We start from the raw sequence: 25384 nt of genomic DNA, 5'->3' as shown, positions 1-25384 counted from the left end.
TCCGGTGGAGGCTCAGGGATTGTTGAAGGCGGTCAGTTGGCGGCAATTTTGCCGAGGTTGGTGGGGTAGACGGTGATGCTGTACTCGTCGGTAGGGTTGGGCAGACGCAGAGTAGTGCCCCCAGTCTTGCGGGTGGTGGCGAGGTTGATGGTCACGCCGCTGACGGGGTTGGTCGCTGAGGCCGCCAGCCCATTGGCAGCTTTGTAGGTGAACATGGTGTAGGTGTTGTCGATGGGTGAGGTGGTGGTGAAGCCCGTTGTCGCCACGGTGGGCGCGATGTAGTCGGAAAGGATATTGGCGGTATTCCCCGTTGGGACGCTGGGGGGCGTAGCGGGAGGAGTGCCTCCGGCTCCAGGGGCGATGTTGCCCCGGTACTCGGCCAGAACCCAGGTCTCCCCGTTGGCGTCGTCCGGTCCCGGGTTCCTCCAGCTGTCCGTGCTCGTGCTGGAAACCCACAACGAGCGTTTGACTGGATAGTAGGCCAGGAAGCGGTAACAGCCATCGGTGTTTGTGGCGCAAGAAACGGACGGCACTTTAGGCGGCAGCACCATTGCCAGGATAGGGTCGGTTCCCACCTGCCAGTTATTGCCACCCGCGGGGCGCCGGGTGAGTTCCGTGCTTGTCATGTTGATCACCTGCCCCGGCGGATACACGTACCACGCCTCCTTCAGCTTTCCGGCGATCAACTGTTGTGCGTTCAGGATCTCCTGCTGCAGTTCGGCCCGGCTGCCGGACTGCGTGGACACACGGGTGCCCTGCAAGAAGTAGTTGAGCAGGGCCGTCAGAACGACAGCCATGATTGCCATGCCCACCAACAATTCCATCAGCGTGAACCCCATCCGAGCACGGCGTTTCATGGTACGGGCCTCAAAATGTCGAGGGTCAGGGCCACGTCCTGCGGCCCAGTCACCTGTGAATTGCCTGCCCCGAGCGTCCCCGACTGCACGACGACGCGGCGCATGGTGGGGACCGCTCCCCCATTCAGGGTTGCGTTCGCCGAGGCTGTACAGGTCGCCGATGTCGTTGTGTTCAGTGTATTTACAGGTGCAGCCGTCGGAGGGCTAGCAACCGTATTGTCCTGCTTGATGGGTTCGGCCCGGGTGCTCAAATTGATGAACTTAATCGTGTACCCGGCAGGAACATTGATGCTGGGGACACAGGCGCTGTCATAGTTGCCCAAAACATTCCAGGCGTTTCGCACGTTCTCCATCACCTGCTGAACGTTTGAGGTCGTATCCAGTTGACGTTGCGCCTGTCTGTTCAGGCTCAGGGAGCCGGTGAGCGTCGCCGTGAGGACGGCGGCCAGAATCCCGAGCATGGCGATAGCGACGAGAATCTCGATGATGGTGAAGCCCTGCTCGTGGGCTCCACTCTTTGCTTTCGAAGTCCTTTTCACTTACGATCCCGCCCTTGTCAGAATGACTTTCCCAGTCACGCCGACAATCCGAATTTCAAGGTCGTTGATCCCGCTTATCGGACTCCTGACGGTGTAGACGCTTCCGGTAGCCCCCCCGCCCAACTCACCGTAGGGCGCCTGGTAGGTGATGTTCGTCGTCGCACCGCTCCCGCAGTTGGTCTTGCAGATCACCTTCACGTTGCTCGGCAGGGTTTTGTTAACCGTATCCACCTTATAGGTCGTCCCACCACTGGTCCCGGGCAGTACGAGGACAACATCCGTGCTTCCTCGCTGCGCCTGTGAGCGGGCCCGTCGGAGGTCGGTCACAACTTGATTGGCGGCATCACGGAGCTCAGCCGTGCGGATACTGCGGATGAAGCTGACCCCGAAGATGCCCGCGAGGACGCCGATGATGGTAAGGGCAATCAGGAGCTCGAGGAGTGTAAAGGCTTGTCTGTTCATCAGAAGTTATCAGCAGTAGACTGCTGCCACACGACATTTGTAAGACGCTTCTGAGTACTCGATGCGTCCGCCGACTGCCACACCGTAACGATGGGAGAGGAAGGCAAGATGTCTTCTCTCAAGCGGTTGTCAAACGAGAACTGGTCGCCATACCCACTGCCGAAAGTCACTTGACCGTTGTTCAGGCTGGCCGTGCCGTTCAAGCCATAACGATTTTCAACGACGCTACCTATAACATGGCGCGATCCCTGGACCCTGCGCTTATCGTAATTCTCCACGTTAAAAGCCCCATTACTAGCCATAATAGCTGCGTGGTAGGTCGCCTCGTCCTGCGTGTACCTGGTCATGACGACATCGCCAGCCGGAGCAAAGAGGCAGAGCGCGTTCTGCGGTTTGGCGTCTCCTGTTTTCGGGCAGCCTTGCTGAGTATTGCCGTTATCGCACGGCGTGTTTGACAGAGTCAGGTCCGTGTCCAGTCTTAGACCGGCTCCACCCGTGATATTCAGCTTTGCGAAGGAGGCCAGGGCGGGGGGCATCTTGCTCACGTCGGCGGTCAAGCTACTATCTTTACGCATGGGGCCCGATACCGTGATGTTTTGTGAACCATAGATAACACCATTAAAGGTCGTGCCCGTTGAAACCCATCCGCTGCCGCTCTTCGCATAAAGAATTTTGTCGGGTCCAAAGCGGAACTCCCTAGAATTGTCCACCTGTTTAGGCCTCACCCAGTACATAGTAGGATTGTTGGTCATCTTCTTCTTATCGGCGGGCCAATTATCGTAGTCCGACTTGTCCACCTCGATCCAGGTGGAGTTGTCGTAGCTGGATGAACTAGCGGGACCTTTGATCCTAATATACTGATAGGTTGGATTGGACTCCTTCCACAGGGATTTAGAGGAATCATAATTGTTCAAGGGGTTTCCAGAAGCATCGCCCGCCACTAGTTCAACGCCTGATTCATTAGGCGCGAGGGTCAATCCACCGTTAGCAGCGTCCGCCGCTTGGGTGTTGGCTGTCAGCGGAAGTGGTATGTATTTCTCCGTGAAGCTGAAGTCACCTGCTACCGTGCTTGTAAAGTTGGTTCCCTGATTGGTCATCTTACTCTTGAGATTTGCACTCTTCGCCGCGTTGTCCGTTATCCCAGCATCAGGGCTAATCAGTGTGTTTAATCCTCCGTAGAATCCTGGCCCGTCCCCCTTCGTGCAGTCGGCGTTCTGAAGGGTACCGGCACCGGGAAAGGCCGTACAACCGGCACTTCTCAGCTTGCCCCTGAAGTTGACCGAGTTAATGCCGAACAGCATTCTGACCTTCTGATTGGTGAAGAAGTCACCATCAATCACGTCATTATAAAATCCACCATCGGCAGAGGGCCAATTGTTGATGAAGAGCACGTTGTCGAATGGGTTGGGGACCTTGATCTCGAACCACCAATCCCCCTTATCCGAACGAGTGCCCGCCATGTAACGCTGGCCAGTACCACTGCTGCCCTTAACATCCAGATTGGTGACGCCCAGATAGAACCTGTACCGGTTATCTGTAAGCTTCACCACCCTGAGGGGCCTGATGTCGTATTTTATATTTCCAGAACTTACGTTACTGAGCTGGTTCTGCCACCACGACAACAGGGCGGCGCGAGTAGAACCCGCTGCCGGTCGTTCTGAGGGGGGCAATTCGTTGTACGCCGCCGATGTCACGGCATCGGCCAAGATCCCATACGAGTCCAACGTGGGAGCTGAAGTGGCGACACACTGCGTAGCCGAGGGAAACAGTTCAGCGTCGCCCGCTTCACGAGCCGTTGCAAAATCGCTGGTGGGAACCCAGGGGTCGGCCACACTTCCCTTCCCGCAGAACGCCTTGGCATCATTCTTAACCACGTCTGCTGATGTACCTGCTGGCAACAGGAGGTAGGGGACCTGAACTCCACTGGCGTTGATGCCGTTGCTGGAGAGGATGTCCTGGTAGTCCCTGAGTTTGCTGCGGAGCAGGGTCACGTTAGACTCCGCCGCATACTGCGCCTTCAATATCGCCGCCTGATCCACCGTATTTTGCCGACTGCCCAGGCCCAGCCGCATGGTGGCCGCCAGGATGCCCGCCAGCAGCAGCAGGGTGAACAGCACCACCACAATCATGGTCGCGCCTTGGGTCGCTCTTGAGCCTCTCATCCCGCCCAGTCTGGCGGGACTCACCGCCCCGGCCTATCCCCTGAATTGGGGAGCAAGTGAAGGTTTCTTCACACCCCTCTCGCGTTCCCGGGGCATGGGCGGGCGAGACTGCACCATTCCTACCCCGGAGGTAACCCATGACCGGACCTTACGACCGTCCGCCTGCCCCCGCCACCGAACCCACCGACACACCCGCGCCCATGCCCGAGCGGCTACCGAGCGGCGACGACACCGGCCCCATCATGGACCCGCCCGTGAACCCGGATCTGCCCGGAATGCCGGAGCCCACGCCGACAAGCAATCCCGACACACCGGGCCTGCCCAATCCGATTCCGATGCCCGCAATGTAAACCCCTCACGCTGCTACAGCCGCGCCAGCGTCTGCCCATGCTCCTTCAGCCAGGCCCGCTGGCGGGCGTGGTCGGGCATCAGGTGCGAGACATGGGCCCAGTAGCGGGGCGAGTGGTTGAACTCCAGGAGGTGCGCGGCCTCGTGCAGGGCGACGTAGGCGGCCACCTCACGGGGAGCGCGGGCCAGAGCCCAGTGCAGCCGGATGTCACCCCGAGCGGTACAACTGCCCCAGCGGGTGCGGGCGCGGCTGAGGCGGACCTGTCCCAAGCGGTCCCGTGCCCCCAGAGCTTCCGCATACTCTTCCGTTAACGCCCGCAACCGGGGGAGGGCGGCGCGGCGGTACCAGGCCTCGACCGTGCGGGCGAGGGTGTCCGGGTCGCCGGGGGAGACATGCAACTCCGGCCCGAGACGCACGGGAGCGCGCGTCCCCGGCACCAGCCGCAGCACCAGCGTTTCCCCGAAGAAGGGCAGGGGCGAGCCGTCGGCGAGGGGGGCCGGAGGGATGGCCTGCGCCGCGTACCGGGCGAGGTGGCCCTCCGCCCAGCCGCGTTTGGCCTCGACGAAGGCCTGGATCAGGTCGAGGGGCGTGCGCGCCGGGGCATGAACGGTCACCGCGCCGGGCTGCACCCGCAGGGTCACGGTGCGGCGCCGGGCGCTGCGTTTGAGCCGCACGGGAACGCCCCCGACCGTCCAGGCAGGCTGGGGTCGGGGGCGGGCAGGGGTGGGCATGGCCCTATAAAAGCGGAGCGCCGGGCGAGGTGGGTGAGAGGCGGGACGGCCTCAGAGCTGCCCGCCAAAGGTGTCGCACTTGTTGGGGTCGCCGCTCTTGAAGCCCGTCATGAACCAGTTCACCCGCTGCTGGCTGGTGCCGTGGGTGAAGGAGTCGGGCACCACGTAACCCTGACCCTGGCGCTGGAGGGTGTCGTCGCCGATGGCCGTGGCGGTGTTGATCGCCTCCCGCACGTCGGCTTCCGTCAGGTTGGCGAGGCTGGAGACCTGGTTGCCCCACACCCCGGCGAAGCAGTCGGCCTGGAGTTCGAGCGCCACGCTGTAGCGGTTGGCCTCGGCCTCGCTGCGGGCCCCCTGCTGGGCGCGGGTGACCTGGTCCGCGATGCCGAGTTCGTTCTGGACGTGGTGCCCGACCTCGTGCGCGATCACGTAGGAGTAGGCGAAGTCGCCGCCACCGCCCAGCCGGCGGTCCATCTGCGCGAAGAAGGAGGTGTCCAGATACACCTTGTTGTCCAGCGGGCAGTAGAAGGGGCCAGCGGCGGCGCTGCCCTGCCCGCAGGCGGTGGGTGTTGCCCCGCTGTACAGCACGAGCGTCGGCTTGGTGTAGGTGCGCCCCGCCTTGGCGAAGATGCCCGACCACACCTGGTCGGTGCTTGCCAGGATGCGGTCCACGAACTGGTAGGAGGTGTCCGGCTGACCCGGCGCGGTCTGCGTCTGGGTCTGCGTGGGCACGCTGCTTTGGCCGCCGCCCAGAATCGCGCCCGGGTCCACCCCGAAGAACATGGCGATCAGAGCGATGATGAGACCGCCGACGCCGCCCACCGCGATGCCGCCGCCGGGAATGCCTCCACCCCCGCGGCGATCCTCGATGTTCCCCCCTCCGGGAAGATTTTGCCAGTCCATAGTCACTCCCTCGTCCGGCCGCGCACGGGGCGGCTCAGGGCTTCTCGCGTGGTCTGGAAGGCATTCTAGGCGCGCCCGGCTGGGGCGGTCTTTAGTAAAAGTTGTGGGGTGGAGCCGGAAAGGGGGGGACCCCGCCGGGTTAACGCCGAGTAACAAAACTTGCGGCTTTCGTCAGCCCCACTCGTCAAACTGGGGGGGTGAATGACGGTGGGTTGATCGGTGCCCCTTGGAATAGCTGGACTCTCCAGGAACTGCTGGACCGGGTGCGGGCGCAGGCCGAGCGGGCCAGGCAGCGGGAGCTGGAACTCCAGTCGTGGCTCTTCGAGCGCGAGGCCATCCGGCGGGAAAGGGAGCGGGGACAGGAGAGGTCCCGTCCCCGCTGAGGCTCGCCCGCCCCCGTCAGTCGCCCGTGGGCGCCAGGGTATTCGTCGTGGGTGATACCCCCTGCGGCCCGGCCCGGCGCCGCTCGAACTGGTAGAAGACGCTGGGCACGACGAAGAAGGTGAGCAGGGTGGAGGTGATCACCCCGCCCAGGATCACGATGCCCAGGCCCCGCCGGAACTCCGCCCCCTCGCCCTGCCCGAAGACGAGGGGGAGGCTGATCACGAGCACGGTCAGCGTGGTCATCAGGATGGGCCGGAAACGCAACTCGGCGGCCTCGACGAGCGCCTCGCGCAGGGGGAGGCTCCGCATCCGCTCGGTCACGAACTCCAGGTACAGGATAGAGTTCTTGGTCGAGAGGCCCAGCAGGATCACCATGCCCAGCACCGTGATCACGTCGAGGTTCACCCGGAAGAGGTGCAGGGTCCACAGCGCCCCCACGATGGCGAGCGGCACCGGCAGCAGCAGGTAGACCGGGTAGCGGAACGAGTTGAACTGCGACCCCAGCACGAGGTACGTCAGCAGCACCGCGAGCACGAGGACGATGGGCCCGTAGAACACGAGGTCGGCGGTCAGCCCCGCACTCCCGAAGGCGGAGGCGTTCCCCAGAGTCACGTTGTCCGTGAGGAGCCCCGCCGCCCGCACCCTGTCGATGATCGTCTTTTGATACGCGAAGGGGTTGGGGCCGCCCTTTTGCAGGTTGATGTTCAGCGTCGCGGTGTACGCCTTGTTCAGGCGGCTGAGCGTCGCGGGGGCCTGGCGAAGCTGGAAGGCGCCGAGTTCGGACAGGGGCACGTTCGCGCCGAGGGCCTGCGAGTACACCGTCTGCGAGAGCAGGCTCTGCTCGCCCTGCACCTGCGCGGGGTCGAGCCGAACCACGATGTCCACGCTGCGGTCGGCGTCGCGCAGGGTTCCGGCCACCGAGCCATCGTTGTAGGTCCGCAGGGCCTGGGCCACGTCCGAGGCACTCAGGCCGCTTCCCGCCAGACGGCTGGGGTCGGGCACGAAGGTGCGCTCCTGGCGGGTGGCGCTCAGGCTGCTCTCCAGGATGGCGATGTTGGGATCGGCGGAGAGGAGGCGCACGACCTCGCGGTTGCGCTCCACCAGGAGGGCCTGATTCGGCGCGGTCAGGGCGAGGCTGAGGTCGAAGCTGCCGCCCGGCCCGGTCTGCTCGGACACCACCCGGACCTCTGCCCCGGGGACTGGCGCCGCGAGCCGCCCGAGGTCGGCGGCGTAGCGCGCGATCAGGGTGTCGATGGGCGGACGCTTCGCCCGGTCCACCAGAGTGACGGTCAGGCTCGCCGTGTTCGCGTTCGTGCCGCCGAGGACGCCGCCCGAGCCCACGCTCGTCTGCACGAGTTTGACCTCGGGGCGGTTCAGGAGGTTGTCCTCCACGCGGGCGGTCAGGGCGTTCGTGCGCGCCAGGTCGGTGCCGACGGGCAGCTCCACGTCCACACTGAGGATGCCGCTGTCACTCTTGGGCACGAAGGAGAAGCCGACCCCGCGCAGGGCGAGCGGCACGCTGAGGAGGAAGAGCCCCGCAATGAGCATGACGACCCAGGGGCGGCGCAGGACGCGGCCGACCGTGCGGGCGTAGGCGCGGGCGGTGCCGGTCACCACCCGGTTGGTCCCCCCGTGCAAAGTTCCCGTTAAAGCCTCCAACAGGGCGAGGAGGACGGTCAGGACGTACCGCACCAGCGTGAGAAGGACGGGCGCGAGCAGCACGGCGAGGACGGCGACGGCGGGCGTGGGCAGCGCCGTGGCGCGGTCGAGGGCGACCCACCCGGCGGCCCCGAACAGGGCGAGGAGGAGCAACCCCGGCAGCGTCCGCACGCCTGCCAGTGCCTCCCGGAAGAAGCGCGGCAACCGGGCGAGGACCCCGGGCACCTGCCCCCAGCCCAGGGGCTCGGGGTCGCGGGTGTACGCCATGCGGACGGTCAGGAAGAGCAGGCTCTCCAGCCAGCTCAGGGTGATCGCGGCGGCCAGGCCCAGGCCGAACTGGCTGAAGAACTGCCCCAGGATGCCCGGCATGAAGCTCAGCGGGATCAGCACGGCGAGCAGCGAGAAGGAGGCGGCGGTGACGGCGGAGAAGACCTCCGAGCCGCCCAGGAGCACGCTGCGGAGCAGGCTGTACCCCATGTCCCGGTACCGCTGCACGTTCTCGGCGACCACGATGGAGTCGTCCACCACGATGCCGATGGCGACGATGATCGCCAGCAGCGAGATGATGTTGAAGGAAAAGCCCATCACGCCGTAGAGCAGCGGCGCCGCGCTGATCGAGATGGGGATGGCGAGGATGACCGCGAACACGGTGTTCAGCCGCCCCAGGAACAGCAGCACGATCAGGCCGACCGCCCCGATGGCGATCAGGAACTCCTTGAAGGTGTCGTTCACCGTCGCGCGGGTCTCGCGGGTGGTGTCGCTGGCGAGCGTGAGCTGGTAGCCCTTGGGGAGGGGTTGCGCCTCCATCGCCCTCCGCACCGCGTCCGCGACCGCCACGCTGTTCGTGCCGCTCGCCTTGCGGATGTCGAGCAGCACGGCGGGCTGCCCGTTCACCCGCGCGTAGGTCGTGGGCCGGGCGGCCGTGTCACGCACCGTCGCCACGTCCGAGACCCGCAGGCCGGAGGCGGGGTCCACCAGGGTCCGCTCGACATCGGCGAGTGAGGTGGGCGTGTTGCGGGTGGAGAAGCCGATGCTGTTCCCGTTCTGGGTAAGGCTGCCCGCCGGGAGGTCGAGCGCGGAGGCGCCGATGGCGGCGGTGACCCGGGCGGGCGCCAGGTTGTACGCCTGGAGCGCCGCCGGGTCGAGGAGGACCTGAATCTGCCGCTCGGGGCCGCCCGACACGCTCACGTCGGCCACGCCGTCCACGCGCTCCAGCCGGGGCACCAGGGTGTCCTCGGCGTAGGTGGTCACGTCGGCGGCGCGACTCGCACCGCCCAGCAGCGCGAGCGTCAGGATGGGCGTGGCATTGGGGTCGAACTTCTGGACCACAGGCGCCTCGGCCCCGTCGGGCAGGGTGGCGCGGATCGCCGCGACCGCCTGCGACACGCTGTTCGCCGCCGAGTCGATGTTCGTCCCGTCGGCAAAGGTGATGACGACCGCCGACTGGTTGCTCACGCTCGTGGTGTTGATGTCCACCACGCCGCCCAGGGTGCTCACGGCGTCCTCGACCTTCTGGCTCACCTCGCGGTCCACCTGGTCGGGGGTCGCGCCGGGATAGGCCGTGGAGACGGCGAGGACGGGCACCTCGAAGTTGGGCAGGAGTTCCACGCCGAGCCGGGTCGCCGCGATCAGGCCCAGCAGCACCGCCACCACGAAGATGCCGATGGAGAAGACGTAGTTCCGCACGCTGAAGCGCACGGCGGGGTGCAGGGCGGGTTCGGGCGTGCCGTCGGGGAGGGCGCCGCGCGGGGCGCTGAACTCGGGCGGGTCGTGGGTGCTCATGGCGTCCCCAGGGCGCTCCGGGGCGGTTCGGGGAGCGTTCCCAACGGAAGGAGCTTGCAGGGCTGCGGAGCTGGGCAGGGGAAGGGACCGGGTTCCCGGAACGAAGGGCCCTCCGGCATGTTCACGGCGCCTCCCCTCCCCCAGGTGTGGCCCGGACCCTCGCCCCGTCTTGCAGGCTGGGCGGCACGGGCGAGATCACCTGTGCCCCGGTGTTCAGGCCGCGCACGGCGACCCGACCCTGCGCCTCGGCGACGACGGTGACGGGCACCTGGCGGGCCACCCCCCCTTCAGCGACGTACACCGCGTTCTCGCCGCCGTCAGTCTGCACCGCCCCGCTGGGGACGAGCACGCCACTCCCCAGGGTCGCCCGGTAGCGGACCTGCGCGCTGCCGCCCACGGGGAGGGTTTTCCCGCCGCCCTCCACCCGCGCGGTGACGGGCACCAGACGGTCGCTCCCCGCCACACCGGTCGCGTCCTGCACGACGGCGAGGTAGGTCTGGCCGCCGTAGTCGAGGTTGAGCCCGGTGCCAGGGGTCAACGCCCGCGCGTCCTGCGGGGTCACGTTGAAGGTCGCCTTGAGGGTGCCGGGGTCTACCAACCGGAAGACGGGGCTCCCCTGCCCGGCGAACTCCCCGACCTCCACGGCGAGCGACACGACCACGCCCGCGAAGGGGGCCTTCACGCCCGTCCGCGTCAGGTTCTCCTCGGCCTGGCGCACGCCCGCCTGGGCAGACTCCAGTTGCGCCTGGAGCAGGGCGAGGCTCCCCTGCCCCCCCCGACCGTTCTGCGCGAGGTTGTTGCGGGCCTGGGCGAGGGCACTCTCCGCCTGCGCCTGGGCGCTGCGAGCGGCGGTGAGGTCCGCTTGGCTGATCCCGCCCAGCCGGTAGAGGTCCGCCGCACTCTGGGCGTCCTGTCGCGCCTTCTGAAGGCTCGCCTCGGCAGCCTGGACGGCGGCCTGAAGCGAGGCGGTCGCCTGCCCGGTGTTCGTGCGGGTCTGGTCGAGGTTGATCTGCGCCTGCCGGACCTGAAGCCGGGCGTTTTCGAGCGCCTGCCGCGCCCCGGTGTCGTCGAGCTGCACGACGACCTGCCCGGCGCGGACCCGGTCGCCCTCGTCGGCGAGGAGCTTGGTCACGGTGCCGCTCGTCTGGGCGGCCACGTTGCTGTCGCGGGCGGCGCGCAGGGTCGCGGCGAGGGTGCGCTCCACCGTCAGGGTGCCTGGCCGCGCGGGAAGAGTTCGCACGGCGAGCGCGGTGGTCTTGGCGGGCGCGGCGTCGAGGTTGTTGCCCGTGGGGGTGGACGCCTGGGGCTGCGTCTGTCCCCCGCCCCCCTGCCCCCCACCCGGCGAGCAGGCCGCGAGGAGCAGGAGCAGGCTCAGGGGAAGAAGTCGGCGGGCCATCCCCCTCACCTCACCAGTCCGGTCACGTCGGTGCCTGAGGCCACCGAGAGCGCGGCGAGCGACCGCCAGAGGTTGTCCTGGGCCTGGGTCACCGCGAAGCTGGCCTGCTGGGCCTGCACCTGGGCCTGCTGCACCTCGACGGCGGCGGCGGTCCCGGCCTTCAGGCGGGCCTGCGCCTGGGTCAGGCTGGTCTGCGCGTTGGCGAGGCTCTGCCGGGCGAGGTCCACCCGTTCCTGGGCGTCCTGCACCGCGCGGTAGGCGTCGCGCACGCCGGTGTTCGCGGCCCGCTGCGCGCCCTCCAGGTTGCGGCGGGCGTTCTCCAGCGCCACCCGGGCATCCTGAAGGGTGCGGACGGGCGTGTAGTCGTTGTCCGCCAGGCGCACCTGGAGGGCGGCGAACTCGGCCGCCTGGGACGCCTGCACGAGGGTGGGCAGACGCCCCTCCAGCCCGCTCTGGAGCGCCGCGAGCGTCAGGCTCAGCTTCGGCGGAGTGGGTGGCGAGGCGAGGCGCAGGTCGGTCCCCGTATTCAATCCGAGGGTGCGGGCGAGCTGCGCCTCCAGCACGGGAAGCTGGGCGCGGGCATTGGCGAGTTCCTGGCGGTTCTGGTTCAGGCTGGTCTGCGCGCGGTTCACGTCGAGCTGGGTGGCGACGCGCGCCCGCAGCCGGGCCTGGGCGATCTGGAGGTTGCGCTCGTCAAGCCGCACCTGCGCCTCGTTCAGGGTCACGGACCCGGCTCCCTCAAACGCGGCGAGGTACTGGTTGATCACCGTCTGCGCGACGTTGAGCTTGGTGCCCGCCAGCGTGGCGGCGGCGGCGGCGGCCCCCTGCTGCGCCTGGGTCAGGGTGGTGATGATAGAGGTGGGGTCGGCCTGCGCGGCCCGGAGGGTGGCCTGCGCCTTTTGCAGGTTGGCGCGGGCGGTCGTCACGTCGGGGCCGGTGGCGAGGGCGCGGGCCACCGCGCCAGGCAGGGTCAGCGTCACCGCCTGCGCGAGCGCGGGGGGAGCGGCGAGGGTCAGGGCGAGCGCGAGGGCAAGGCGGTTCATGGGCGGGCCTCCGGGGCGGGGGTTGGGGGAGTCAGGAGCGTGGGGTCGAGGTCGGTGGTGCTCTGGGCCAGCCGGAGCGAGGCGAGGTAAGCGTTCACCACGGCGTTGTCGAGGGCGAGCTGCGCCTGGGCCACACCGAGCTGGGCGGATTGCACGTCGAGTTCGGTGACGAGACCCGCCCCCAGCCGGGCCTGCGCGGTCGTCAGCGCCGCCTGTGCCCGGGTCAGGCCACTCTGGGCACTGCTCACGGAGTCCCGGGCGCTCTGGAGGTCGGCGTACCGCTGCCGCACCTCCAGGTCCACGCTCTGCTGAGTCGTCTCCAGGGCGAGCGTCGCCGCCTGCACGCCCACCTCGGCGGAGGCGAGGGCCGTGCCCTTTCCGCCCCCGATGACCGGGAAGGAGCCGCTCAGCCCCAGGGCCAGCCCGGTTGGCCGCTCGCCAGCGTTTCGTAACGGCACGCTGACCTGCCCGGCGAGCACGCCCGTCTTCGCGTTCAGGCTCGCGCCGACCACGCGCCCCGCCGTCCCCTGCGCCCCCGCGAGTTCGCCGTACTGCACGCTTGCGGTGAGGTCGGGGAGCCGGGCGTCGAGCCCCGCCGCCTGCACCCGCGCCCGCGCGTCCGAGAGGTCGTTCTGGGCACGGGTGACTTCAGGGCGACCCGTGAGGGCGCGGGCCACCAGCGCGTCCAGCGGTCCCGGGTCCCCGGGCGCCGCGGGCAGGGGGCTGAAGGCGGCGGGATCGGCGGGCAGGGTCACGGCGCCCCCCAGCAGGTTCGCCAGCGACCGCGCCGCGAGGTCCACGTTCGCCCGCGCCTGCCGCTGCGCCGCCCGCGCGTCGTCGAGGGCCGCCTGGCGGGCGAGCAGCCCCTCGGGCGGCAGGGTGCCCGCCGTCCGCTGCGCCTGCGCCACCGCGAGTTGCCGCTCGGCCAGGGCGAGCTGTTCCCCCGCCAGCGCGAGGTTCGCCGCCGCGTTCCGGGCCGCGTAGTACGCCTGGACGGCGTTCACGGCGGCGCTGAGCTGAGCCGCCCGCCGCTCCGCCCCCGCCCGGGCCAGGTCGCGCTCGGCGCTGCGAACCGCCTCCAGCGCCGGGGACCAGGGCAGGACGCTCGCCGCCACCTGTGCCGTGACCGTCGCCCCCAGCGTGGGCTCCCCGCTCCTCACGGGAACCTTCACGGCGCTCGCGTCCACGCCCACCGTCACGTTCAGCCCGGCCCGCGCCCGCGCGCTGTCGAGTGCCAGCTCCGCCCACCGGAACTGGAGGTCGGCGCTGCGCCAGCCGGGGCTCCCGCCCAATCTCGCCAGGGTCTGGGCCAGGGTGAGGGGAGTGGGGGCCGCCTCGGGAGCCGACTGGGCGGGTGACGGCGTGGCCTGTGCGGTGGACTGCGCCGATGCCGGGGGAGCGAGCAGCGCCAGCGAGAGGAGCAGCAACAAGGGGGGGGAACGCATGGGGAACCTCGGGAGAAGGGGGAGGATTAGCGAGTCAGGACTTACTTACTCGGCCAGGGGACGCGCTCAGGGCTCCAGGCCGGGCCAGAGGAGATCCAGCAGCCCGCGCACGAAGCGCCCGGCATCCAGCGGCTCGCGGCCCGGCTCGGGCGTCATCAGCTCGCGGTGGACGTAGTGGGTCAGGGTGCCCATCAGGGTGAGCGCCGCCACGTCGGCATCCACGGGGCGGACGCGCCCGAGTGCGACCTCGGCCCGCAGGTAGGCCGCCAGGGCGTCGGCGTCGTGGCGGATGGGGTTGCCCAGGCGTTCGAGCATGGGGTTGTGGGCGGGAGCGTGCCCGCGCGAGAAGATCAGCATCAGGTTGGGCACGATCCGCTCCGCGGTCTCCAGAAAGCGCAGGGCCGAGCGCTCCAGGTTGCGCCGCACCTGGCCCACGCCGACCATCCCGGCGAGTTCGTCGCGCCAGACGGCGTAGTCGCGCAGCCCCACCGCCTCCTCGAACAGGTCCTCCTTCGTGGCGAAGCGTTTGAAGAGGGTCCCCTCCGAGACCCCGGCCCGGCGGGCGATCTCCAGGGTGGTCGCGGAAAACCCCTGCTCTAAAAACGCCTCCCGGGCCGCCGTGACGATCTGCTCGTCGGTGATGGAGCGGGGGCGGGCCATAAGTGAGGAGATACTTGATAACTCAGGCGGCTGGCTGTAAGGCGGGGTACATTGGCCGGGCTACTGTTGTTTTAGAAACTACGTGTCCATCTAGAGCTCGCTTCCATGTCCACGGAACAACCGGAACCCACCGGCACGAGCCGAGACATCAACCGCAGCGAACGCGCCCTACACGGCATTTTCATCAGGGCGCGTTCCGGTTGTTCAGGACTCGGGTGGAACCTGGTGGGCTGGGTGAAACGGAGGGGCCAGGCGGCGCTGCCAAGAATTCCATGTCCACGGTCAGAGGTCCGTGTGGATGATCCGCACGACCTTGCCCACCACTTCCTCGATCCGGTCGGGCGTGATGACCGCCAGTTCCGGGTCGGTGAAATCGGCGTTGGTCGAGTCGAGGATGTTGCCCGGGCGCAGGCGTTTGCACACGTAGCCGTCGTTGACAAGGCGGGCGACCACGGCGTTGTTGACCTCGCCCTGGAGCTTGCGGTCCACGATCACCAGGTCGTCCTGGTAGATGGGGTGCCTGCCCCCGGCCATTGAGTCCCCTTCAATGCGAAAGGCGATCAAATCGCGGCCCCGGGTGAACTCGCTCTCGACGTAGGTGTGGCCCTCTAGCGCTTGGAGCTGGTCCGGTCCCGCTCCAGCACGGCCCGCGATGGCGACCGGCACCTGCGCGACCTCGGCCGCTAGGGGGATGTTGGCACCGGGTGCGTCCGGGTCGATGAGGTACAGGAGTTCGTGAGTGGGCCTTTCTAGGGCTGTGGCGAGCTTGGTGAGGGTGTCCAGGCTGGGCTTCATCCAGGCGCCATTGACCGTGCTCCGGCCGCGCACAAGGTCATATACCGTTGCGCGACTCACATCAGCGTAGTCGGCGAAGTCGCGCAGATTCACTATCCCCTTTCGCCGCATCTGCTCGGCGATAAGCCCGTTGATCGGCCCCCTCATCGCCGCAATATCTGACCGCTTCCCCCGCTTCGTCATGTCCACTTAAGAGTACACGTTTGTCCACATCCGTGGATTGCAAAATCCACTTAAGTGGACGATACTGACCGGAAAGGAGGCACATGCTGGGGGATCAGATCGACCGCCGCCGCCGCGAGTTGGGCCTTTCGCAGCGCGAACTGGCCCAGAAAAGCGGCCTTTCCCCGCAGTACATCAGCTATTTGATCTCCGGTAAGCGGGGACAGCGGCTGAGCGTTACGGCGGCTACCGGCCTGGCAAAAGCTCTTCGCGTCAGCAAAAAATTTTTGCAAGGGGAGTCCACTTATGTTGACAGTCCGTCTGAAAAGTCAGTCACCGGAGCGTCATGAGTCCCATTTTCAGCAGGCAGCGAAAGGCATGGCTCCTGAGTGTGGCCGAGTGTGCCACCGCCTTTACCGTGAGCACCCGTACCATCGAACGCAGGCTCCGCGAGCGGGGTGAACTCGTGTACGCCGAGGTGGTCACCGAACGCCGTGAGGGGGGCGGTGGGGGCAAGCGGGTGAAGTACATCGACCCGTCATCTCTTGGCTGGGCGCTCACGGCCGAACTCGCGGCGCGTGTCGGTCGCAGCCCCCTGTCACCGACACCTCAGACCGACACGCCAACCTGTGACCGACACAGCCCCTCGTCTTCGTCTCAGCGCGAGAAACTACCGTCTGCCGTAAATTCTGTGTCCAAGCTGCGACCGACAGATTTGGTGTCGGTCGCAGCCCCCCTCCCACCGACAGCCCAGGCCCTCGACCTCCTCCCGGCCACCCCGGAGCCCACAGCCCCGATCACCCTGGGTGACCTCGACGCGGCCAACAGCCTGCACGCCGAACTCCTCCCGATCCTGCGGGAGCGGAAGGGTACGGCGGGCCGCAGCGCCGCGACCCAGCGCCTCGCCGGGGAGAAGGGCGTGACTGCCCGCACGGTGCGTCGCTGGGCCGAGGCGTTTGAGCGTGGCGGCCTGGGTGAACTCTCGCGCGTGATGGGGACTGCCCCCCGCGCCGACAAGGGCGGCCACCGGCTCCCGCCGGAACTCGTGCAGGTCGTGCGCGCGGCCCTGGTGAGCAACCCGCCCACCGCGCCCGTGCGGCTGATCCACCGCACCGTGCTGCGGGCCGTGCCCGACCTCGCCCACGTGCCGCGCCGGAACGGGCGGGTCATCCCCATCTCGGCCGCCACGGTGCAGGCCATCAAGCAGGAGATGCTCGACCATCCCACCCTGCGGCTGCTCTTCGCGGACGCCGACCGGCGCAAGGAATACCTGCGGACCTACACGGGGCAGGTGCTCGCCGCCCATGCGAACGACCTGTGGCAGATGGACATGACCCGCTGCGACGTGATGGTCTACGACCCCGAGGCCGGGACGATCTACCGCCCGCGCGTGCAGGTCGTGATCGACGTTTATTCCGGCTGCATCATGGGCATCGCCTTCAGCCGCCGCGAGGACCAGGAGCAGGCCGACCTCGTGCTCGCCCGCGCCCTGGTGCGCAAGCAGGGCCCGCTCGCCGAGCGCTGGCCGATGTTCGGCGTCGCCCGGCGGCTCTACATCGACAACGGCAAAACCTACAAGTCCGAGCACTTCCACCGCATCGTGGGCGGCCTGGGCATGGAGATCATCCACTCGCGGCCCCGGGTGAGCCACACGCGCGGCAAGGTGGAACGCTTCTTCGGCACCTTGCACGGGTTGGAGCGCGGCCTCATCGGGTACTGCGGCGAGAACGCGAAGGACCGCTCCAACGAGGAGCTGCGGCGGCTCTACCGCAACACCTTGAAGTGGGCCGAGGGCGGGCGGCTGGTGGGGGCGCGCGACCGCCTGATGACTCTTTCCGAGTACCAGGAGACGGTCCTGAAGTGGTTGATCGTGGACTACCACGAGACGGTCGTGCATGGCCTGACCCGCACCCAGCACTTCACCGGGACCGCGCCCGCCTCCACGCTGATCGACTTCGACCCCCACGAACTGCAACTGCTGTTTGCCCGTTGGGAGGAGCGCGTCGTGCGGCCGGACGGGACCGTGATGCTGGGGAAAACCCTGTGGACCACGCCGAACGGGCGTCTGGCCCAGTACCGGGGGCAGACCGTGCTCACCCTGCGCGAGCCCTTCGCCCTGGGCGAGGCCAGCCGCTCGGTGGCGTGGAGGGACCGGCAGGGCCGCTTCCAGGTGATCGGGAGCCTCGTCCCCGCCCCCACCGTCGCAGACTCGGTGGAGGCCGCCGCCCAGCGCCGCGCCAACCGCCTCGCCGCCGCCGAGCAGCTCGCCCAGGTGGACGCGCTGCGCAAAGACCTCTTCGACCCGGCCGTCACTGTCGCCGGATCGCTCGCCGCCGCCCTGCCCGAGCAGGTCGTGCGTCCCGTGCTGCCCGCCGCCCGCGCGCGGCTGGACGCCGTGAACCCCGCCCCCCTCCCGGTGCCCAGCGCCGAAGCCCGCGCCTTTATGGCCCCCATGAACGGGGACGACGTGCCCGACGACCTGGACGAGCTGAGTGAGTGGCTCAGGAGGTAATCCGCATGACGCAACCCAAGCCCAAAACCATTCCCCTGCCGACGCCCACCGCCGTGCCCCCCCGGGAACTCGTGCGCCTGATCCTGGACGGCACGACGCTCGACCTGCCCCTCGACCTGTCGGGCAACCCGGACGCCCCGCTGCCCCCCCGGCCCAAGCTCACGAAGGGCCTGAAGCACACGCTGGCCCGCATGAAGTACGCGGTCGAGTCGGGCTCGCCGCTGATGCTCGTCGTGGGCACGCACGGCGGCGGCAAGAGCACGGCGGCGAAACTTTTCGCGGAGGGACAGGGCGGCCTGTACTACGAGGTCCCGCCCCAGTACCGCGCCAAGGACGTGGTCGCGGACCTGTGCCGCCGCCTGGGGATCAGCGTGGGCGAGGGCTACCGGCTGCGGACGGAGGTGCTGGTGGACTTCTTGCGCCAGCACCCCCGCCCGATCCTGCTGGACGAGGCGCAGCGCCTGAAGTACGAGGCGCTCGACCAGCTCAAGTACATCGCCGACCGGGCCGGGGTCACCGTCATCCTGATCGGCTCGCCCTGGCTGGAGAACGTGGTGCGGCGGCACAGCGACATCTCCTCCCGCGTGTGGGTGCGGGTGGAGGTCGAGCCCATCACCGCCGAGGAGTTCCGCCGCGTCTACCGCCCGGACGGCTACCCGGACCCGGTGCTCGACGCCGTGCATGGGGTGGCCGAGGGCGTGATGCGCCGCGCGGCCGCGATGCTCAGCCACCTCGACGCGGCGCTCGCCCACCACCGGGGCATGACCCGTGCCGAACTGACCCCCGAGCACGTGCGGGCGGCGGCCGAGGTGGTCCTGTGACCCGGCGGCGGCCCAGCGGCCTGGGCAGCAACAGCCGCAAGTTCAGCGAGGTGCGGATGCCGGACGGCAAGACCTTCGTGGTGGTTCGGGCCCGCAGCGCGGCCACCCTCCTGTGCCTGGCCGAGGACGGCGGCGGCTGGCCCGACCGGGGCTTCACGGTCCTCGACTTCGACCTGGCAAGCGCCCGGCCCGGCGACCTGCTGGAGATCGAGGGCGGGCGTGCGGGCCAGGGGCTGGGCGAGATCAGCGCCGTCCGGGTGATCGAGTCCCGCGCCCGCGTGCGGACGCCGGAGGGCGGCGGCAACTACGGGCAGCTCCAGCGCTGGGTGCTGGTCGAGCCGGTGCCCGGCTACGAGCTGGGTGACGTGGGCGTGAACGACCTGGAGGCGAACTGACATGCTCGCCCGCAACCTCCCCCAACCGCCCGCCGACCGCCAGCTCAGTGGCCGCAGCGGCGACACCACGACCCCGCAGGGCCGCGCCTGCACCCTGCTCCTGCACCCCGTCCGCCGCTGGGCGCTGCGCCGGGCGCTGGAGCAGGGCCGGGTGACGCCGCTGGAGGTGGCGCGGGAATACCCGTACCTCGGCGTCAGCGGCGCGAGCACCAACGTCCTGCGCTCCCTGCTCACGAGCGGCGTCCTGCGGCTCGACCCCCACCGGGGCGGGACGCGCACCGCCCACACCTACCTGCCCGGTGACCTCTCCGATCTCCGCGCCCTGCACGCCGAGTTGTCCGAACTCCTCGCCCTCGCCCCCGCCCCGGAGGTACAGGAATGAAGCCGACCGCCGACCAGCTCCGCCAGCTCCTCGACCTGCCCGAGCAGATTCATGGGCTGGATCGCACGCTCAACGGCCTGAAGTCCGACAAGAAGAAGAAGGAGCGCGAGGTCGAGGCGAGTAAGGCCCGCCACCGTATCCGCATCTCGAAGGAGGGCGGCTACTCCAACGCCGAGGACCGCGCCGCCGCCCTCACCATCGCCCTCGAAGACGATCCCAAGCACGCCGCCCTGGTCGAGCGCCTCGAAGCCCTGGGCGGCATGATCCGCGCCCAGGAGGCCCAGCGCGACCTGCTGCGGCGCACACGGGAGGCGCTGCGGGTGCAGGCGGGACTGCACATCGTCGGGAAGCTGGAGGAGCTGGTCAAGGACAAGGACCTGGTGGCGATGGTCGGGAAGGGATGGCTGGCGTGACCCGATTCACCGAACTCGGTCACGCCCTCACCGAGGCGCTGAGCGAGTACTCCGGCAGCGTCAAGGGGGTCATCCAAGCCACGCCCGCCGACACCGCCGTGGAGATCGTGCTGTTCCGCGATCCGGCTGACGGCGTGTGGGTCGCCCACCCCCTGGGCGGCCCCTGGCCCGAGGGCCTGTCCACCGACACCCTGCCCATCGCCTCCGGTTCCGATCCCGTCCAGGTCGTCGCCACCCTGCTCGCCATGCCCGCCCACCCCGTCCAGGAGGTCCGCTGATGCTCTCGATCATCCTCACCCTGTTCGTGCTCGCCCTCGGCTGCTTCCTGATCGACGCCGCCCTCCAGGCCAGGAAGCGCATCCCCGCCCCCGCCGTGGGCGCGGGCTGGCGCGACGGCGACCTGCTGGCGGTTCGCCACAGCCTGGTCAGCCGCGAGCTGAACTGGACCCGCACGCCCGAGCAACTGCGCGACTGCGCCCGGCACCGCTGGGATTGCGGCGAGCACTGGGAGGCGCGGGTGCTGCTGGAGCTGGCGCAGGTGCGCGAGATCGAGCTGCGGCTGCACGGGGAGGGCGTGTGGGACCGCCGCGTGGCGGGCCGGAGCGTGCGGGCGCGGGCGCAGGTGCGGGGGGTGGCCTAGTGGCCGTGTGCCGCTGGTGCGACCAGGAGATGACGGCCCACGTGGGTTGCACTGGCAACGCGGTCGTGGACTACCCGGACGGTGTCTCGCTGCCTGCCATTCCCTATGGACAGGAGGGCGTCGTCTCGGGCAATGGCACGGAGGATTGCCACGACTGCGCCGTTCCACTGGGTAGTCATCATCACCCGGGCTGCGACTGGGAGCGGTGCCCACGGTGCAAGGGGCAGCTCATTTCTTGTGGCTGCCTGGATGACGAGGACGAGGTCGGGGACGACCTGGAGGACGACGGGGAGGAGCGCAACCCCTACCTCTGCAAAGCCTGTGGCGTGGACTTCAGCGAGAGCCGTGACTTCGGTTATTGCAACCACGGCACCGGCTGCCTGAATCCCGAGTACGCCGACGTGGGCGACCTGTTCGGTGACGACGAGGACGATGCTGACTACTGCCACGGCTGCGGCTTCGACTGGGAGAACTGCCAGTGCGAGGGGGTGGAGCCGTGATCGTCTACGCCCAGGCCACCGCCCAGGACTTGCTGGAGGCCATCCCCGCCTACGAGGCTGTCGGGTGCGACCTCGCCGCCATCAGTGTCGCCTGGATGCGGAAGTACACCCGCGACGTGGCGCTGGGAACCTTCGAGGTCCGCAAGGTCAGCTTCCCCGCCGTGAACTTCAGCTCGGTCCACCTGATCCTCTCCCCGCTCGTGCGTGACGAGGACGGCCGCCGCACCCTCGCCCCCGTCGCCGCCTGGATCGTCGCCAACGGTGTCACCGACCTGCGGATCGTCGGGGAGGGGCACTGGAACCGTCAGCACCAGTACAGCCGCAACGGCGGGGCGAGCTGGGGCCGCATGGCCGTCAGCGGCTCGGCGCCCCGGCAGCCCGCCCCGACCCAGACCGTGGAGCCGGACATCCCGGCCCCGGAGGAGGTGCCCACGTGACCGCCCTGGAACCCACCCGCACGGCCCCCGACTTCGCCGTGGACCCGCTGGGCTACTACCGCTGGCACCTGTCCACCCACCCCGGCATGTACGCCGAGTTCCGGCGCCTGGCCGACACCTACCGCCTCACCGATCCCCGCCGCCGCGTCTCGGCCGACATGGTGTGCCACGTCATCCGCTACCACTCCGGGCTGAGGGCCGAGGGAGACCAGTTCCAGGTCAACAACGTGCTCACCCCGCTCTACGCCCGGCTCTACAAACGCGAGCGCCCCGGCGCCCGCATCGAGACCCGCGCCAGCCAGCTCGACACCTACGACGACGAGACCTGGGCCGGGCTGCTGGCCCTGCTCCCCGAGGAGGCCAGCCGTGAACCGCAGTGAACGGGTGCTGGACGTGATGCGCGCGGAGCCGGGGCGCGGCTGGGGCTCCACGGGCATGAGCGTCACGCTGAACTGCGCCCCGGCGATGGCCCGCAAGGTGATGCTGCGCCTGGTCGGCAAAGGCGACCTGACCGTGGGCGAGGCGTTGACACACCTCGTCGCCCTGTACCGCGCCGGACGCATCGACCTGTGGGCGAGCCTGCCCCAGTCACAGGAGGCTTGGGATGAGCAGCGACGCTAAAGATATCGGCCAGATCGCCTACGAGGGCTACTACCGGAACCGGAAGGGCGTGACGCACACGGGGGCACCGATGCCCCTCTGGTCAGAGCTGCCGCTGGAGATCATGTGGGCCTGGGGGGAGGCGGCGCTGATGGTCCGGCGGAACACGCTGGCGGAGGTCATCGCGCTCCTGAAAGGGGAACAGGCATGACGCCCCGTGCGCGAGGGCTGGGGCCGCCTGTGGGCTTACGGCGCCCCCCACTACGTCCGGGGCCGCACCACCCTCTGCGGCCTGAGCGCCAACGGGGAGGCGCTGACGCTGGTGGCGGAGCCGGAGTGGAATCACGCCACGAAGGCGAACCCCTGCAAGCACTGCGAGAAGAGGCTCGATGCCGAGCGGAGAGGGGGCCGCTGATGCCCTGGGACCTGTCCCACGTCGATACCTGCGCCTGCTGCGGTGAGCCCGTCGCCGAGGTCATGGAGACCTGCTACGTCTGCCTGCGGACGATCTGTACTGGCTGCGCCCGGCACGACGAGGCCGGGGACGCCCTCTGCCCCGAGTGCTACGGGGAGATGCGGGCGTTCCTGGCCGACAGCGACGTGGCCGACGTGGAGGAGGTGGCGTGACGTGCCCGCCCCCAAGTGCCCGGAGACGGGCAAGATCAGCTTCCAGGGCCGCAACGGGGCTCGCGCGTGGGTGCGCGACCACCGTTACCGCCACGCGGGCCGCCAGGGCGCCTTCCGCGCCTACCTCTGCCCCTTCTGCCACTACTGGCACCTCACCCGCCAGCGCCCCCGCTGGGGCGCCCTGGAGAACACCGGGCGCTTCCACCGCCGCGCCGACGACCGCCGCCACTACCACGGAGACCCTGCTGATGACTGACGCGACGACCCGCCCCACCCTGCCCACCCTCGCTCTGGACTACGAGGCCGGGCTGTTCACCAACACGTTGACCGGCGAGTTCGCTCCCGAGATCAGCGGCATCGTCCTGGCCTACCGCGAGGGCCGGACCCTCTGGCCCAGCGAGGGCGAGCAGCCGCGCCTGCCCCTGTGCGTGGACGGCAACACGTTCGGCCCACCCTGCCCCTGCCCCTTCGCCGACTGGGGGCGGGACGGCACCCCGCCCGAGTGCGCCGAGGAGCTGACGCTGCTGCTGTGGCAGGACGAACCCGCCCAGGTCGTGACGATGACGGCCCGGCGGTCGATGCTGAAGGTGATCGACCAGTACCTGAACATGAAGGCCCTGCTGGGCGGCACCCTGCACGACCAGCGCATCACGCTCCGCATGACGCGGGGGGACGGGCTGCACCGGCTGACGCTGCTGCCGGGCCCGGTGCTGGAGCAGGTCGAGCAGGCGCGGCTGGGCGGGGTGGCCGAGCGGGTGACGGCGAGCGGGCTGTGGGAGGGGTTGTGATGGCCGGGCCGCAGTTCCGTGTGCGTGTGAGCGGCGAGAACATCTACACGGGCGAGAAGGAGAGCGAGGTCGTGCTCTCGAAGGAGGACTTCGCCACGCTAAGGCGGCGTCTGATGGCAGACCTGGACGGCGTGGACAACGTGGAACTGGTCCTGAACACCGAAGGAATCCTCCGAATTGATCTGGTCGTGGATGGTCCCAAGTTCACGGAGGGCTTCGGTTCCTGGTTGTCCCTCGTGGAGGAAGGCATGGTGGACGAACCCGACGCCAGCCGGGACGACGTGGAGGTCGGCGTGGTGATGTCCACCCTGGAGGGGGGCGGCCTGGAGGGACTGGGTTTCACGGTGGCCGAGATTCTGGAGGAACTGGGGTTCGACTTCGACGCGGAGGAGTTTATCCGGGTGACGAAGGTGCCCACATGAGCGGGCGCACCGGCCTCCGTCGGGCGCGGGTGCTGCTGGCGCTGACGGAGGAGGGGCAGAGCGCCACGGCCATCGGGCGGAAGCTGGAACTGCACAATCAGGCGGCGGAGAGCATCCTCGACGCCCTGGTGCTCGCCGGTCTGGCAGCAGTGGGGCCGGGACGGGGCCGGATGCTCTACAGCTACCGCCTTGCCACTGGCCCGCATGTCGCCCAGGCCCAGGCCGAGGCGCGGGCGCTGCTGGAAGCGCGGGGGGTGGGGGCGTGAGCAACCACCAGGTCGCCCACAACGCCGTCCGCGCCGGACAGCGCTACTACCAGTCCCGCCGCAAGGGGGCGGAGCGTCGGCTGCGGCGGTCACTGCGGCCGGGAGTCTCCCTCGCGCAGGTCGTCAAGCGGGCGTTTGAGGGGCTTGCGGCAGCGATGCAGCGGGCGACCGAGATGATGCGGCGGCTCCCCGTCGTCCTGGAGGCTATCCAGAAGAACCCTTCCATCCCCCTGATCGACCGCGTGCGCCTCCGCGTGGCCCTGCACCCCGGTGAGACGCCCTTCCAGGTGGCCCGGGCCGTGGGCGAGGAGCGCGTCCTCCTCGTCGCCGTGATGATGCGGATGGTTACACTCTCGGCGGAGCGTGGTAGGGTTGCCGCAACCGCACAGGACAGCGCCCAGGAGGGCTACAGCCCTGTAGACGACGCGCTCGAATCATCCGGTAGCCTGCCAGCATCCCGACCCGTCCGCGAGGGCCACTGACGGTGGCCGGACTGCCCTGTGACGTGTGCCAGGAGGACACCATCGTCCTTCCCACCGGCACCGAGAGCGTGGGCGAGGACGCGGACGGGCAGCTCATCTACAGGAGGTACAGGGTTTGCATCAATCCGACGTGCGAGCGGTATCGGCAACGCCGGGAGACACTGGAGGCGTACCTCCCGCAGGACGGCCCCCCGGTGCTGATGGACACGGCCCAGCTTCGCCAGTACCTCCCGTCCGCCCCCGCAAACAGATCACAACCCACTCTGTTCGACGACTCCTGAAGCTCGACCCCCCCGCACCGGAGGAGGCCCCCGCGCCTCCTCCGGCTGCTGTGGCCCCGCCTCCCCGCCGCGACTGGCCGGTGATGCTGGCCCAGCGGATGCGGGCGAGCAACTGGGTGAACGCCCAGGTGCAGCTCGTCGGGACGGTGGAAACCTACAACCCCGATCCCCTCAGCCTGCTCAACATCCTGGGCGTGTACGAGGTGGACAACCGCAGCCTGCGCCTGGCCCGGATGGTCTTCCTCACGGAGGGCGAGCGCGAGCGGGTGATGGCCTACTTGCTGCGTCACGACGAGCTGGTCGAGCAGACCGACCAGGAGGGGCGCCGCTTCTGGAAGCCGGTCCCCCCGGCGATGCGGGACGGCGAGCGCGAGGCGTTCGCGGCGCTGTGGCGCGGGCTCGCCAAGATGGGGGCGCTGCGGCGCCTGCCCCCCCGACCCAAACCCGATTCCGAACGCGCCCCTGCTCCCGAGTAGGGGCGCTCCCAAT

General features: G+C 68.8%; 36 protein-coding genes. 24 read left to right on the top strand and 12 right to left on the bottom strand.

Features of this window, described 5'->3' with window-relative positions; all coding sequences use genetic code 11:
* Positions 1–32: 32 nt before the first annotated feature.
* Genes DAERI_RS10150 through DAERI_RS22000 form a run of 4 tightly spaced genes read right to left on the bottom strand, consistent with a single transcriptional unit; the run spans position 33 to position 3987 of the window.
* The gene (locus DAERI_RS10150; protein WP_103129304.1) at positions 33–857 is read right to left on the bottom strand and encodes a PilW family protein; all 825 of its coding nucleotides are present in this window, start codon (positions 855–857) and stop codon (positions 33–35) included.
* Positions 854–1396 carry a PulJ/GspJ family protein gene (locus DAERI_RS10145; protein ID WP_235610333.1) on the bottom strand — a complete coding sequence of 181 codons (543 nt, stop codon included), beginning with the start codon at positions 1394–1396 and terminating at the stop codon, positions 854–856. Before DAERI_RS10145 ends, DAERI_RS10150 begins: the two co-directional genes overlap by 4 nt.
* Positions 1397–1858 (bottom strand): pilus assembly FimT family protein, encoded by a 462-nt coding sequence (locus DAERI_RS10140; RefSeq protein WP_103129303.1) that lies wholly within the window; start codon positions 1856–1858, stop codon positions 1397–1399.
* On the bottom strand, positions 1858–3987 hold the full coding sequence (locus DAERI_RS22000) for a hypothetical protein (RefSeq protein ID WP_133162008.1): 2130 nt from the start codon (positions 3985–3987) through the stop codon (positions 1858–1860). The genes DAERI_RS10140 and DAERI_RS22000 overlap by 1 nt, the downstream gene beginning before the upstream one ends.
* Positions 3988–4157: 170 nt before the next feature.
* Between DAERI_RS22000 and DAERI_RS10135 the strand changes: the two genes are divergently transcribed.
* The gene (locus tag DAERI_RS10135) at positions 4158–4370 is read left to right on the top strand and encodes a hypothetical protein (protein ID WP_103129302.1); all 213 of its coding nucleotides are present in this window, start codon (positions 4158–4160) and stop codon (positions 4368–4370) included.
* 13 nt (positions 4371–4383) lie between these two features.
* Here DAERI_RS10135 and DAERI_RS10130 read toward each other — a convergent pair whose 3' ends face one another.
* Complete coding sequence (locus tag DAERI_RS10130) at positions 4384–5100, bottom strand: M48 family metallopeptidase (protein WP_103129301.1); 717 nt, start codon at positions 5098–5100, stop codon at positions 4384–4386.
* A 51-nt stretch (positions 5101–5151) separates the two neighbouring features.
* Positions 5152–6003 carry a KPN_02809 family neutral zinc metallopeptidase gene (gene ypfJ, locus DAERI_RS10125; RefSeq protein WP_103129300.1) on the bottom strand — a complete coding sequence of 284 codons (852 nt, stop codon included), beginning with the start codon at positions 6001–6003 and terminating at the stop codon, positions 5152–5154.
* A 197-nt stretch (positions 6004–6200) separates the two neighbouring features.
* Between ypfJ and DAERI_RS21995 the strand changes: the two genes are divergently transcribed.
* A complete protein-coding gene (locus DAERI_RS21995) occupies positions 6201–6386 on the top strand; it encodes a hypothetical protein (protein WP_133162007.1) in 186 nt (61 codons plus the stop codon).
* Between the two features lie 16 nt (positions 6387–6402).
* On the opposite strand, the gene DAERI_RS10120 is transcribed toward DAERI_RS21995, so the two are convergent.
* The 6 genes from DAERI_RS10120 to DAERI_RS10095 form a co-directional block, all read right to left on the bottom strand.
* On the bottom strand, positions 6403–9828 hold the full coding sequence (locus DAERI_RS10120; protein WP_103129299.1) for an efflux RND transporter permease subunit: 3426 nt from the start codon (positions 9826–9828) through the stop codon (positions 6403–6405).
* A gap of 121 nt (positions 9829–9949) precedes the next feature.
* Complete coding sequence (locus tag DAERI_RS10115; RefSeq protein WP_103129298.1) at positions 9950–11224, bottom strand: efflux RND transporter periplasmic adaptor subunit; 1275 nt, start codon at positions 11222–11224, stop codon at positions 9950–9952.
* A gap of 5 nt (positions 11225–11229) precedes the next feature.
* A complete protein-coding gene (locus tag DAERI_RS10110) occupies positions 11230–12267 on the bottom strand; it encodes a TolC family protein (RefSeq protein ID WP_103129297.1) in 1038 nt (345 codons plus the stop codon).
* The gene (locus tag DAERI_RS10105) at positions 12264–13712 is read right to left on the bottom strand and encodes a TolC family protein (RefSeq protein WP_103129296.1); all 1449 of its coding nucleotides are present in this window, start codon (positions 13710–13712) and stop codon (positions 12264–12266) included. Before DAERI_RS10105 ends, DAERI_RS10110 begins: the two co-directional genes overlap by 4 nt.
* A 66-nt stretch (positions 13713–13778) precedes the next feature.
* Entirely contained in the window at positions 13779–14372 is a 594-nt protein-coding gene (locus tag DAERI_RS10100) for a TetR/AcrR family transcriptional regulator (protein ID WP_103129295.1), read from the bottom strand.
* A 282-nt stretch (positions 14373–14654) separates the two neighbouring features.
* A complete protein-coding gene (locus DAERI_RS10095; RefSeq protein WP_165794150.1) occupies positions 14655–15350 on the bottom strand; it encodes an XRE family transcriptional regulator in 696 nt (231 codons plus the stop codon).
* An 83-nt stretch (positions 15351–15433) separates the two neighbouring features.
* On the opposite strand from DAERI_RS10095, the gene DAERI_RS10090 reads away from it, so the two are divergent.
* From DAERI_RS10090 to DAERI_RS09990, 22 genes are read left to right on the top strand one after another with little or no spacing between them, the layout of a single operon-like run.
* Positions 15434–15679, top strand: a complete 246-nt coding sequence (locus DAERI_RS10090) for a helix-turn-helix domain-containing protein (protein ID WP_103129293.1) — start codon at positions 15434–15436, stop codon at positions 15677–15679.
* The gene (locus tag DAERI_RS10085; RefSeq protein WP_103129292.1) at positions 15676–17841 is read left to right on the top strand and encodes a TnsB C-terminal domain-containing protein; all 2166 of its coding nucleotides are present in this window, start codon (positions 15676–15678) and stop codon (positions 17839–17841) included. Before DAERI_RS10090 ends, DAERI_RS10085 begins: the two co-directional genes overlap by 4 nt.
* A gap of 5 nt (positions 17842–17846) precedes the next feature.
* Positions 17847–18662 carry an AAA family ATPase gene (locus tag DAERI_RS10080; RefSeq protein ID WP_103129291.1) on the top strand — a complete coding sequence of 272 codons (816 nt, stop codon included), beginning with the start codon at positions 17847–17849 and terminating at the stop codon, positions 18660–18662.
* Positions 18659–19057 carry a hypothetical protein gene (locus DAERI_RS10075; protein ID WP_103129290.1) on the top strand — a complete coding sequence of 133 codons (399 nt, stop codon included), beginning with the start codon at positions 18659–18661 and terminating at the stop codon, positions 19055–19057. Before DAERI_RS10080 ends, DAERI_RS10075 begins: the two co-directional genes overlap by 4 nt.
* A gap of 1 nt (position 19058) precedes the next feature.
* A complete protein-coding gene (locus DAERI_RS10070) occupies positions 19059–19439 on the top strand; it encodes a hypothetical protein (RefSeq protein ID WP_103129289.1) in 381 nt (126 codons plus the stop codon).
* The gene (locus DAERI_RS10065) at positions 19436–19852 is read left to right on the top strand and encodes a hypothetical protein (protein ID WP_103129288.1); all 417 of its coding nucleotides are present in this window, start codon (positions 19436–19438) and stop codon (positions 19850–19852) included. Before DAERI_RS10070 ends, DAERI_RS10065 begins: the two co-directional genes overlap by 4 nt.
* Positions 19849–20130, top strand: a complete 282-nt coding sequence (locus DAERI_RS10060; RefSeq protein ID WP_133162006.1) for a hypothetical protein — start codon at positions 19849–19851, stop codon at positions 20128–20130. The genes DAERI_RS10065 and DAERI_RS10060 overlap by 4 nt, the downstream gene beginning before the upstream one ends.
* Positions 20130–20492, top strand: coding sequence for a hypothetical protein (locus tag DAERI_RS10055; protein ID WP_103129286.1), 363 nt, complete (start codon positions 20130–20132; stop codon positions 20490–20492). The genes DAERI_RS10060 and DAERI_RS10055 overlap by 1 nt, the downstream gene beginning before the upstream one ends.
* Before the next feature lie 41 nt (positions 20493–20533).
* Complete coding sequence (locus DAERI_RS10050) at positions 20534–20992, top strand: hypothetical protein (RefSeq protein WP_165794149.1); 459 nt, start codon at positions 20534–20536, stop codon at positions 20990–20992.
* Positions 20989–21429, top strand: coding sequence for a hypothetical protein (locus DAERI_RS10045; RefSeq protein WP_103129284.1), 441 nt, complete (start codon positions 20989–20991; stop codon positions 21427–21429). Before DAERI_RS10050 ends, DAERI_RS10045 begins: the two co-directional genes overlap by 4 nt.
* On the top strand, positions 21426–21809 hold the full coding sequence (locus DAERI_RS10040; RefSeq protein WP_103129283.1) for a hypothetical protein: 384 nt from the start codon (positions 21426–21428) through the stop codon (positions 21807–21809). The genes DAERI_RS10045 and DAERI_RS10040 overlap by 4 nt, the downstream gene beginning before the upstream one ends.
* Positions 21796–22050, top strand: a complete 255-nt coding sequence (locus tag DAERI_RS10035; protein WP_103129282.1) for a hypothetical protein — start codon at positions 21796–21798, stop codon at positions 22048–22050. Before DAERI_RS10040 ends, DAERI_RS10035 begins: the two co-directional genes overlap by 14 nt.
* Positions 22034–22240 carry a hypothetical protein gene (locus tag DAERI_RS10030; protein ID WP_103129281.1) on the top strand — a complete coding sequence of 69 codons (207 nt, stop codon included), beginning with the start codon at positions 22034–22036 and terminating at the stop codon, positions 22238–22240. The genes DAERI_RS10035 and DAERI_RS10030 overlap by 17 nt, the downstream gene beginning before the upstream one ends.
* Before the next feature lie 6 nt (positions 22241–22246).
* Positions 22247–22444: a hypothetical protein gene (locus tag DAERI_RS10025; protein WP_103129280.1), complete on the top strand. Its 198-nt coding sequence runs from the start codon at positions 22247–22249 to the stop codon at positions 22442–22444.
* The gene (locus DAERI_RS10020) at positions 22444–22656 is read left to right on the top strand and encodes a hypothetical protein (protein ID WP_103129279.1); all 213 of its coding nucleotides are present in this window, start codon (positions 22444–22446) and stop codon (positions 22654–22656) included. Before DAERI_RS10025 ends, DAERI_RS10020 begins: the two co-directional genes overlap by 1 nt.
* Position 22657: 1 nt before the next feature.
* Positions 22658–22912 (top strand): hypothetical protein, encoded by a 255-nt coding sequence (locus DAERI_RS10015; protein ID WP_103129278.1) that lies wholly within the window; start codon positions 22658–22660, stop codon positions 22910–22912.
* The gene (locus tag DAERI_RS10010) at positions 22905–23444 is read left to right on the top strand and encodes a hypothetical protein (protein WP_103129277.1); all 540 of its coding nucleotides are present in this window, start codon (positions 22905–22907) and stop codon (positions 23442–23444) included. Before DAERI_RS10015 ends, DAERI_RS10010 begins: the two co-directional genes overlap by 8 nt.
* Positions 23444–23866 carry a hypothetical protein gene (locus tag DAERI_RS10005; protein WP_103129276.1) on the top strand — a complete coding sequence of 141 codons (423 nt, stop codon included), beginning with the start codon at positions 23444–23446 and terminating at the stop codon, positions 23864–23866. Before DAERI_RS10010 ends, DAERI_RS10005 begins: the two co-directional genes overlap by 1 nt.
* Positions 23863–24132 (top strand): hypothetical protein, encoded by a 270-nt coding sequence (locus tag DAERI_RS10000; protein ID WP_103129275.1) that lies wholly within the window; start codon positions 23863–23865, stop codon positions 24130–24132. Before DAERI_RS10005 ends, DAERI_RS10000 begins: the two co-directional genes overlap by 4 nt.
* Entirely contained in the window at positions 24129–24614 is a 486-nt protein-coding gene (locus tag DAERI_RS21990; RefSeq protein ID WP_133162005.1) for a hypothetical protein, read from the top strand. The genes DAERI_RS10000 and DAERI_RS21990 overlap by 4 nt, the downstream gene beginning before the upstream one ends.
* A gap of 23 nt (positions 24615–24637) precedes the next feature.
* On the top strand, positions 24638–24895 hold the full coding sequence (locus DAERI_RS22390) for a hypothetical protein (protein WP_165794148.1): 258 nt from the start codon (positions 24638–24640) through the stop codon (positions 24893–24895).
* A gap of 50 nt (positions 24896–24945) precedes the next feature.
* The gene (locus tag DAERI_RS09990; protein WP_103129274.1) at positions 24946–25371 is read left to right on the top strand and encodes a hypothetical protein; all 426 of its coding nucleotides are present in this window, start codon (positions 24946–24948) and stop codon (positions 25369–25371) included.
* The last annotated feature ends 13 nt before the right edge of the window (positions 25372–25384 follow it).

Source organism: Deinococcus aerius, assembly GCF_002897375.1.
GTDB classification, from domain to species: Bacteria; Deinococcota; Deinococci; order Deinococcales; family Deinococcaceae; genus Deinococcus; species Deinococcus aerius.
The sequence above is the reverse complement of the archived record's forward strand: the minus strand, read 5'-3'. Positions and strand labels throughout refer to the sequence as shown.

Coding starts and splice junctions, on each gene's coding strand:
- DAERI_RS10130 (WP_103129301.1), bottom strand. CDS start 5,100: ATGCCCACCCCTGCCCGCCCCCGACCCCAGCCTGCCTGGACGGTCGGG.
- DAERI_RS10095 (WP_165794150.1), bottom strand. CDS start 15,350: ATGACGAAGCGGGGGAAGCGGTCAGATATTGCGGCGATGAGGGGGCCG.
- DAERI_RS10030 (WP_103129281.1), top strand. CDS start 22,034: ATGAGCAGCGACGCTAAAGATATCGGCCAGATCGCCTACGAGGGCTAC.
- DAERI_RS10100 (WP_103129295.1), bottom strand. CDS start 14,372: ATGGCCCGCCCCCGCTCCATCACCGACGAGCAGATCGTCACGGCGGCC.
- DAERI_RS10005 (WP_103129276.1), top strand. CDS start 23,444: ATGGCCGGGCCGCAGTTCCGTGTGCGTGTGAGCGGCGAGAACATCTAC.
- DAERI_RS10105 (WP_103129296.1), bottom strand. CDS start 13,712: ATGCGTTCCCCCCCCTTGTTGCTGCTCCTCTCGCTGGCGCTGCTCGCT.
- DAERI_RS10010 (WP_103129277.1), top strand. CDS start 22,905: ATGACTGACGCGACGACCCGCCCCACCCTGCCCACCCTCGCTCTGGAC.
- DAERI_RS22000 (WP_133162008.1), bottom strand. CDS start 3,987: ATGATTGTGGTGGTGCTGTTCACCCTGCTGCTGCTGGCGGGCATCCTG.
- DAERI_RS10065 (WP_103129288.1), top strand. CDS start 19,436: ATGAAGCCGACCGCCGACCAGCTCCGCCAGCTCCTCGACCTGCCCGAG.
- DAERI_RS10000 (WP_103129275.1), top strand. CDS start 23,863: ATGAGCGGGCGCACCGGCCTCCGTCGGGCGCGGGTGCTGCTGGCGCTG.
- ypfJ (WP_103129300.1), bottom strand. CDS start 6,003: ATGGACTGGCAAAATCTTCCCGGAGGGGGGAACATCGAGGATCGCCGC.
- DAERI_RS10020 (WP_103129279.1), top strand. CDS start 22,444: ATGCCCTGGGACCTGTCCCACGTCGATACCTGCGCCTGCTGCGGTGAG.
- DAERI_RS10115 (WP_103129298.1), bottom strand. CDS start 11,224: ATGGCCCGCCGACTTCTTCCCCTGAGCCTGCTCCTGCTCCTCGCGGCC.
- DAERI_RS10070 (WP_103129289.1), top strand. CDS start 19,059: ATGCTCGCCCGCAACCTCCCCCAACCGCCCGCCGACCGCCAGCTCAGT.
- DAERI_RS10120 (WP_103129299.1), bottom strand. CDS start 9,828: ATGAGCACCCACGACCCGCCCGAGTTCAGCGCCCCGCGCGGCGCCCTC.
- DAERI_RS10085 (WP_103129292.1), top strand. CDS start 15,676: ATGAGTCCCATTTTCAGCAGGCAGCGAAAGGCATGGCTCCTGAGTGTG.
- DAERI_RS10110 (WP_103129297.1), bottom strand. CDS start 12,267: ATGAACCGCCTTGCCCTCGCGCTCGCCCTGACCCTCGCCGCTCCCCCC.
- DAERI_RS10090 (WP_103129293.1), top strand. CDS start 15,434: ATGCTGGGGGATCAGATCGACCGCCGCCGCCGCGAGTTGGGCCTTTCG.
- DAERI_RS10080 (WP_103129291.1), top strand. CDS start 17,847: ATGACGCAACCCAAGCCCAAAACCATTCCCCTGCCGACGCCCACCGCC.
- DAERI_RS10135 (WP_103129302.1), top strand. CDS start 4,158: ATGACCGGACCTTACGACCGTCCGCCTGCCCCCGCCACCGAACCCACC.
- DAERI_RS10150 (WP_103129304.1), bottom strand. CDS start 857: ATGAAACGCCGTGCTCGGATGGGGTTCACGCTGATGGAATTGTTGGTG.
- DAERI_RS10055 (WP_103129286.1), top strand. CDS start 20,130: ATGCTCTCGATCATCCTCACCCTGTTCGTGCTCGCCCTCGGCTGCTTC.
- DAERI_RS10140 (WP_103129303.1), bottom strand. CDS start 1,858: ATGAACAGACAAGCCTTTACACTCCTCGAGCTCCTGATTGCCCTTACC.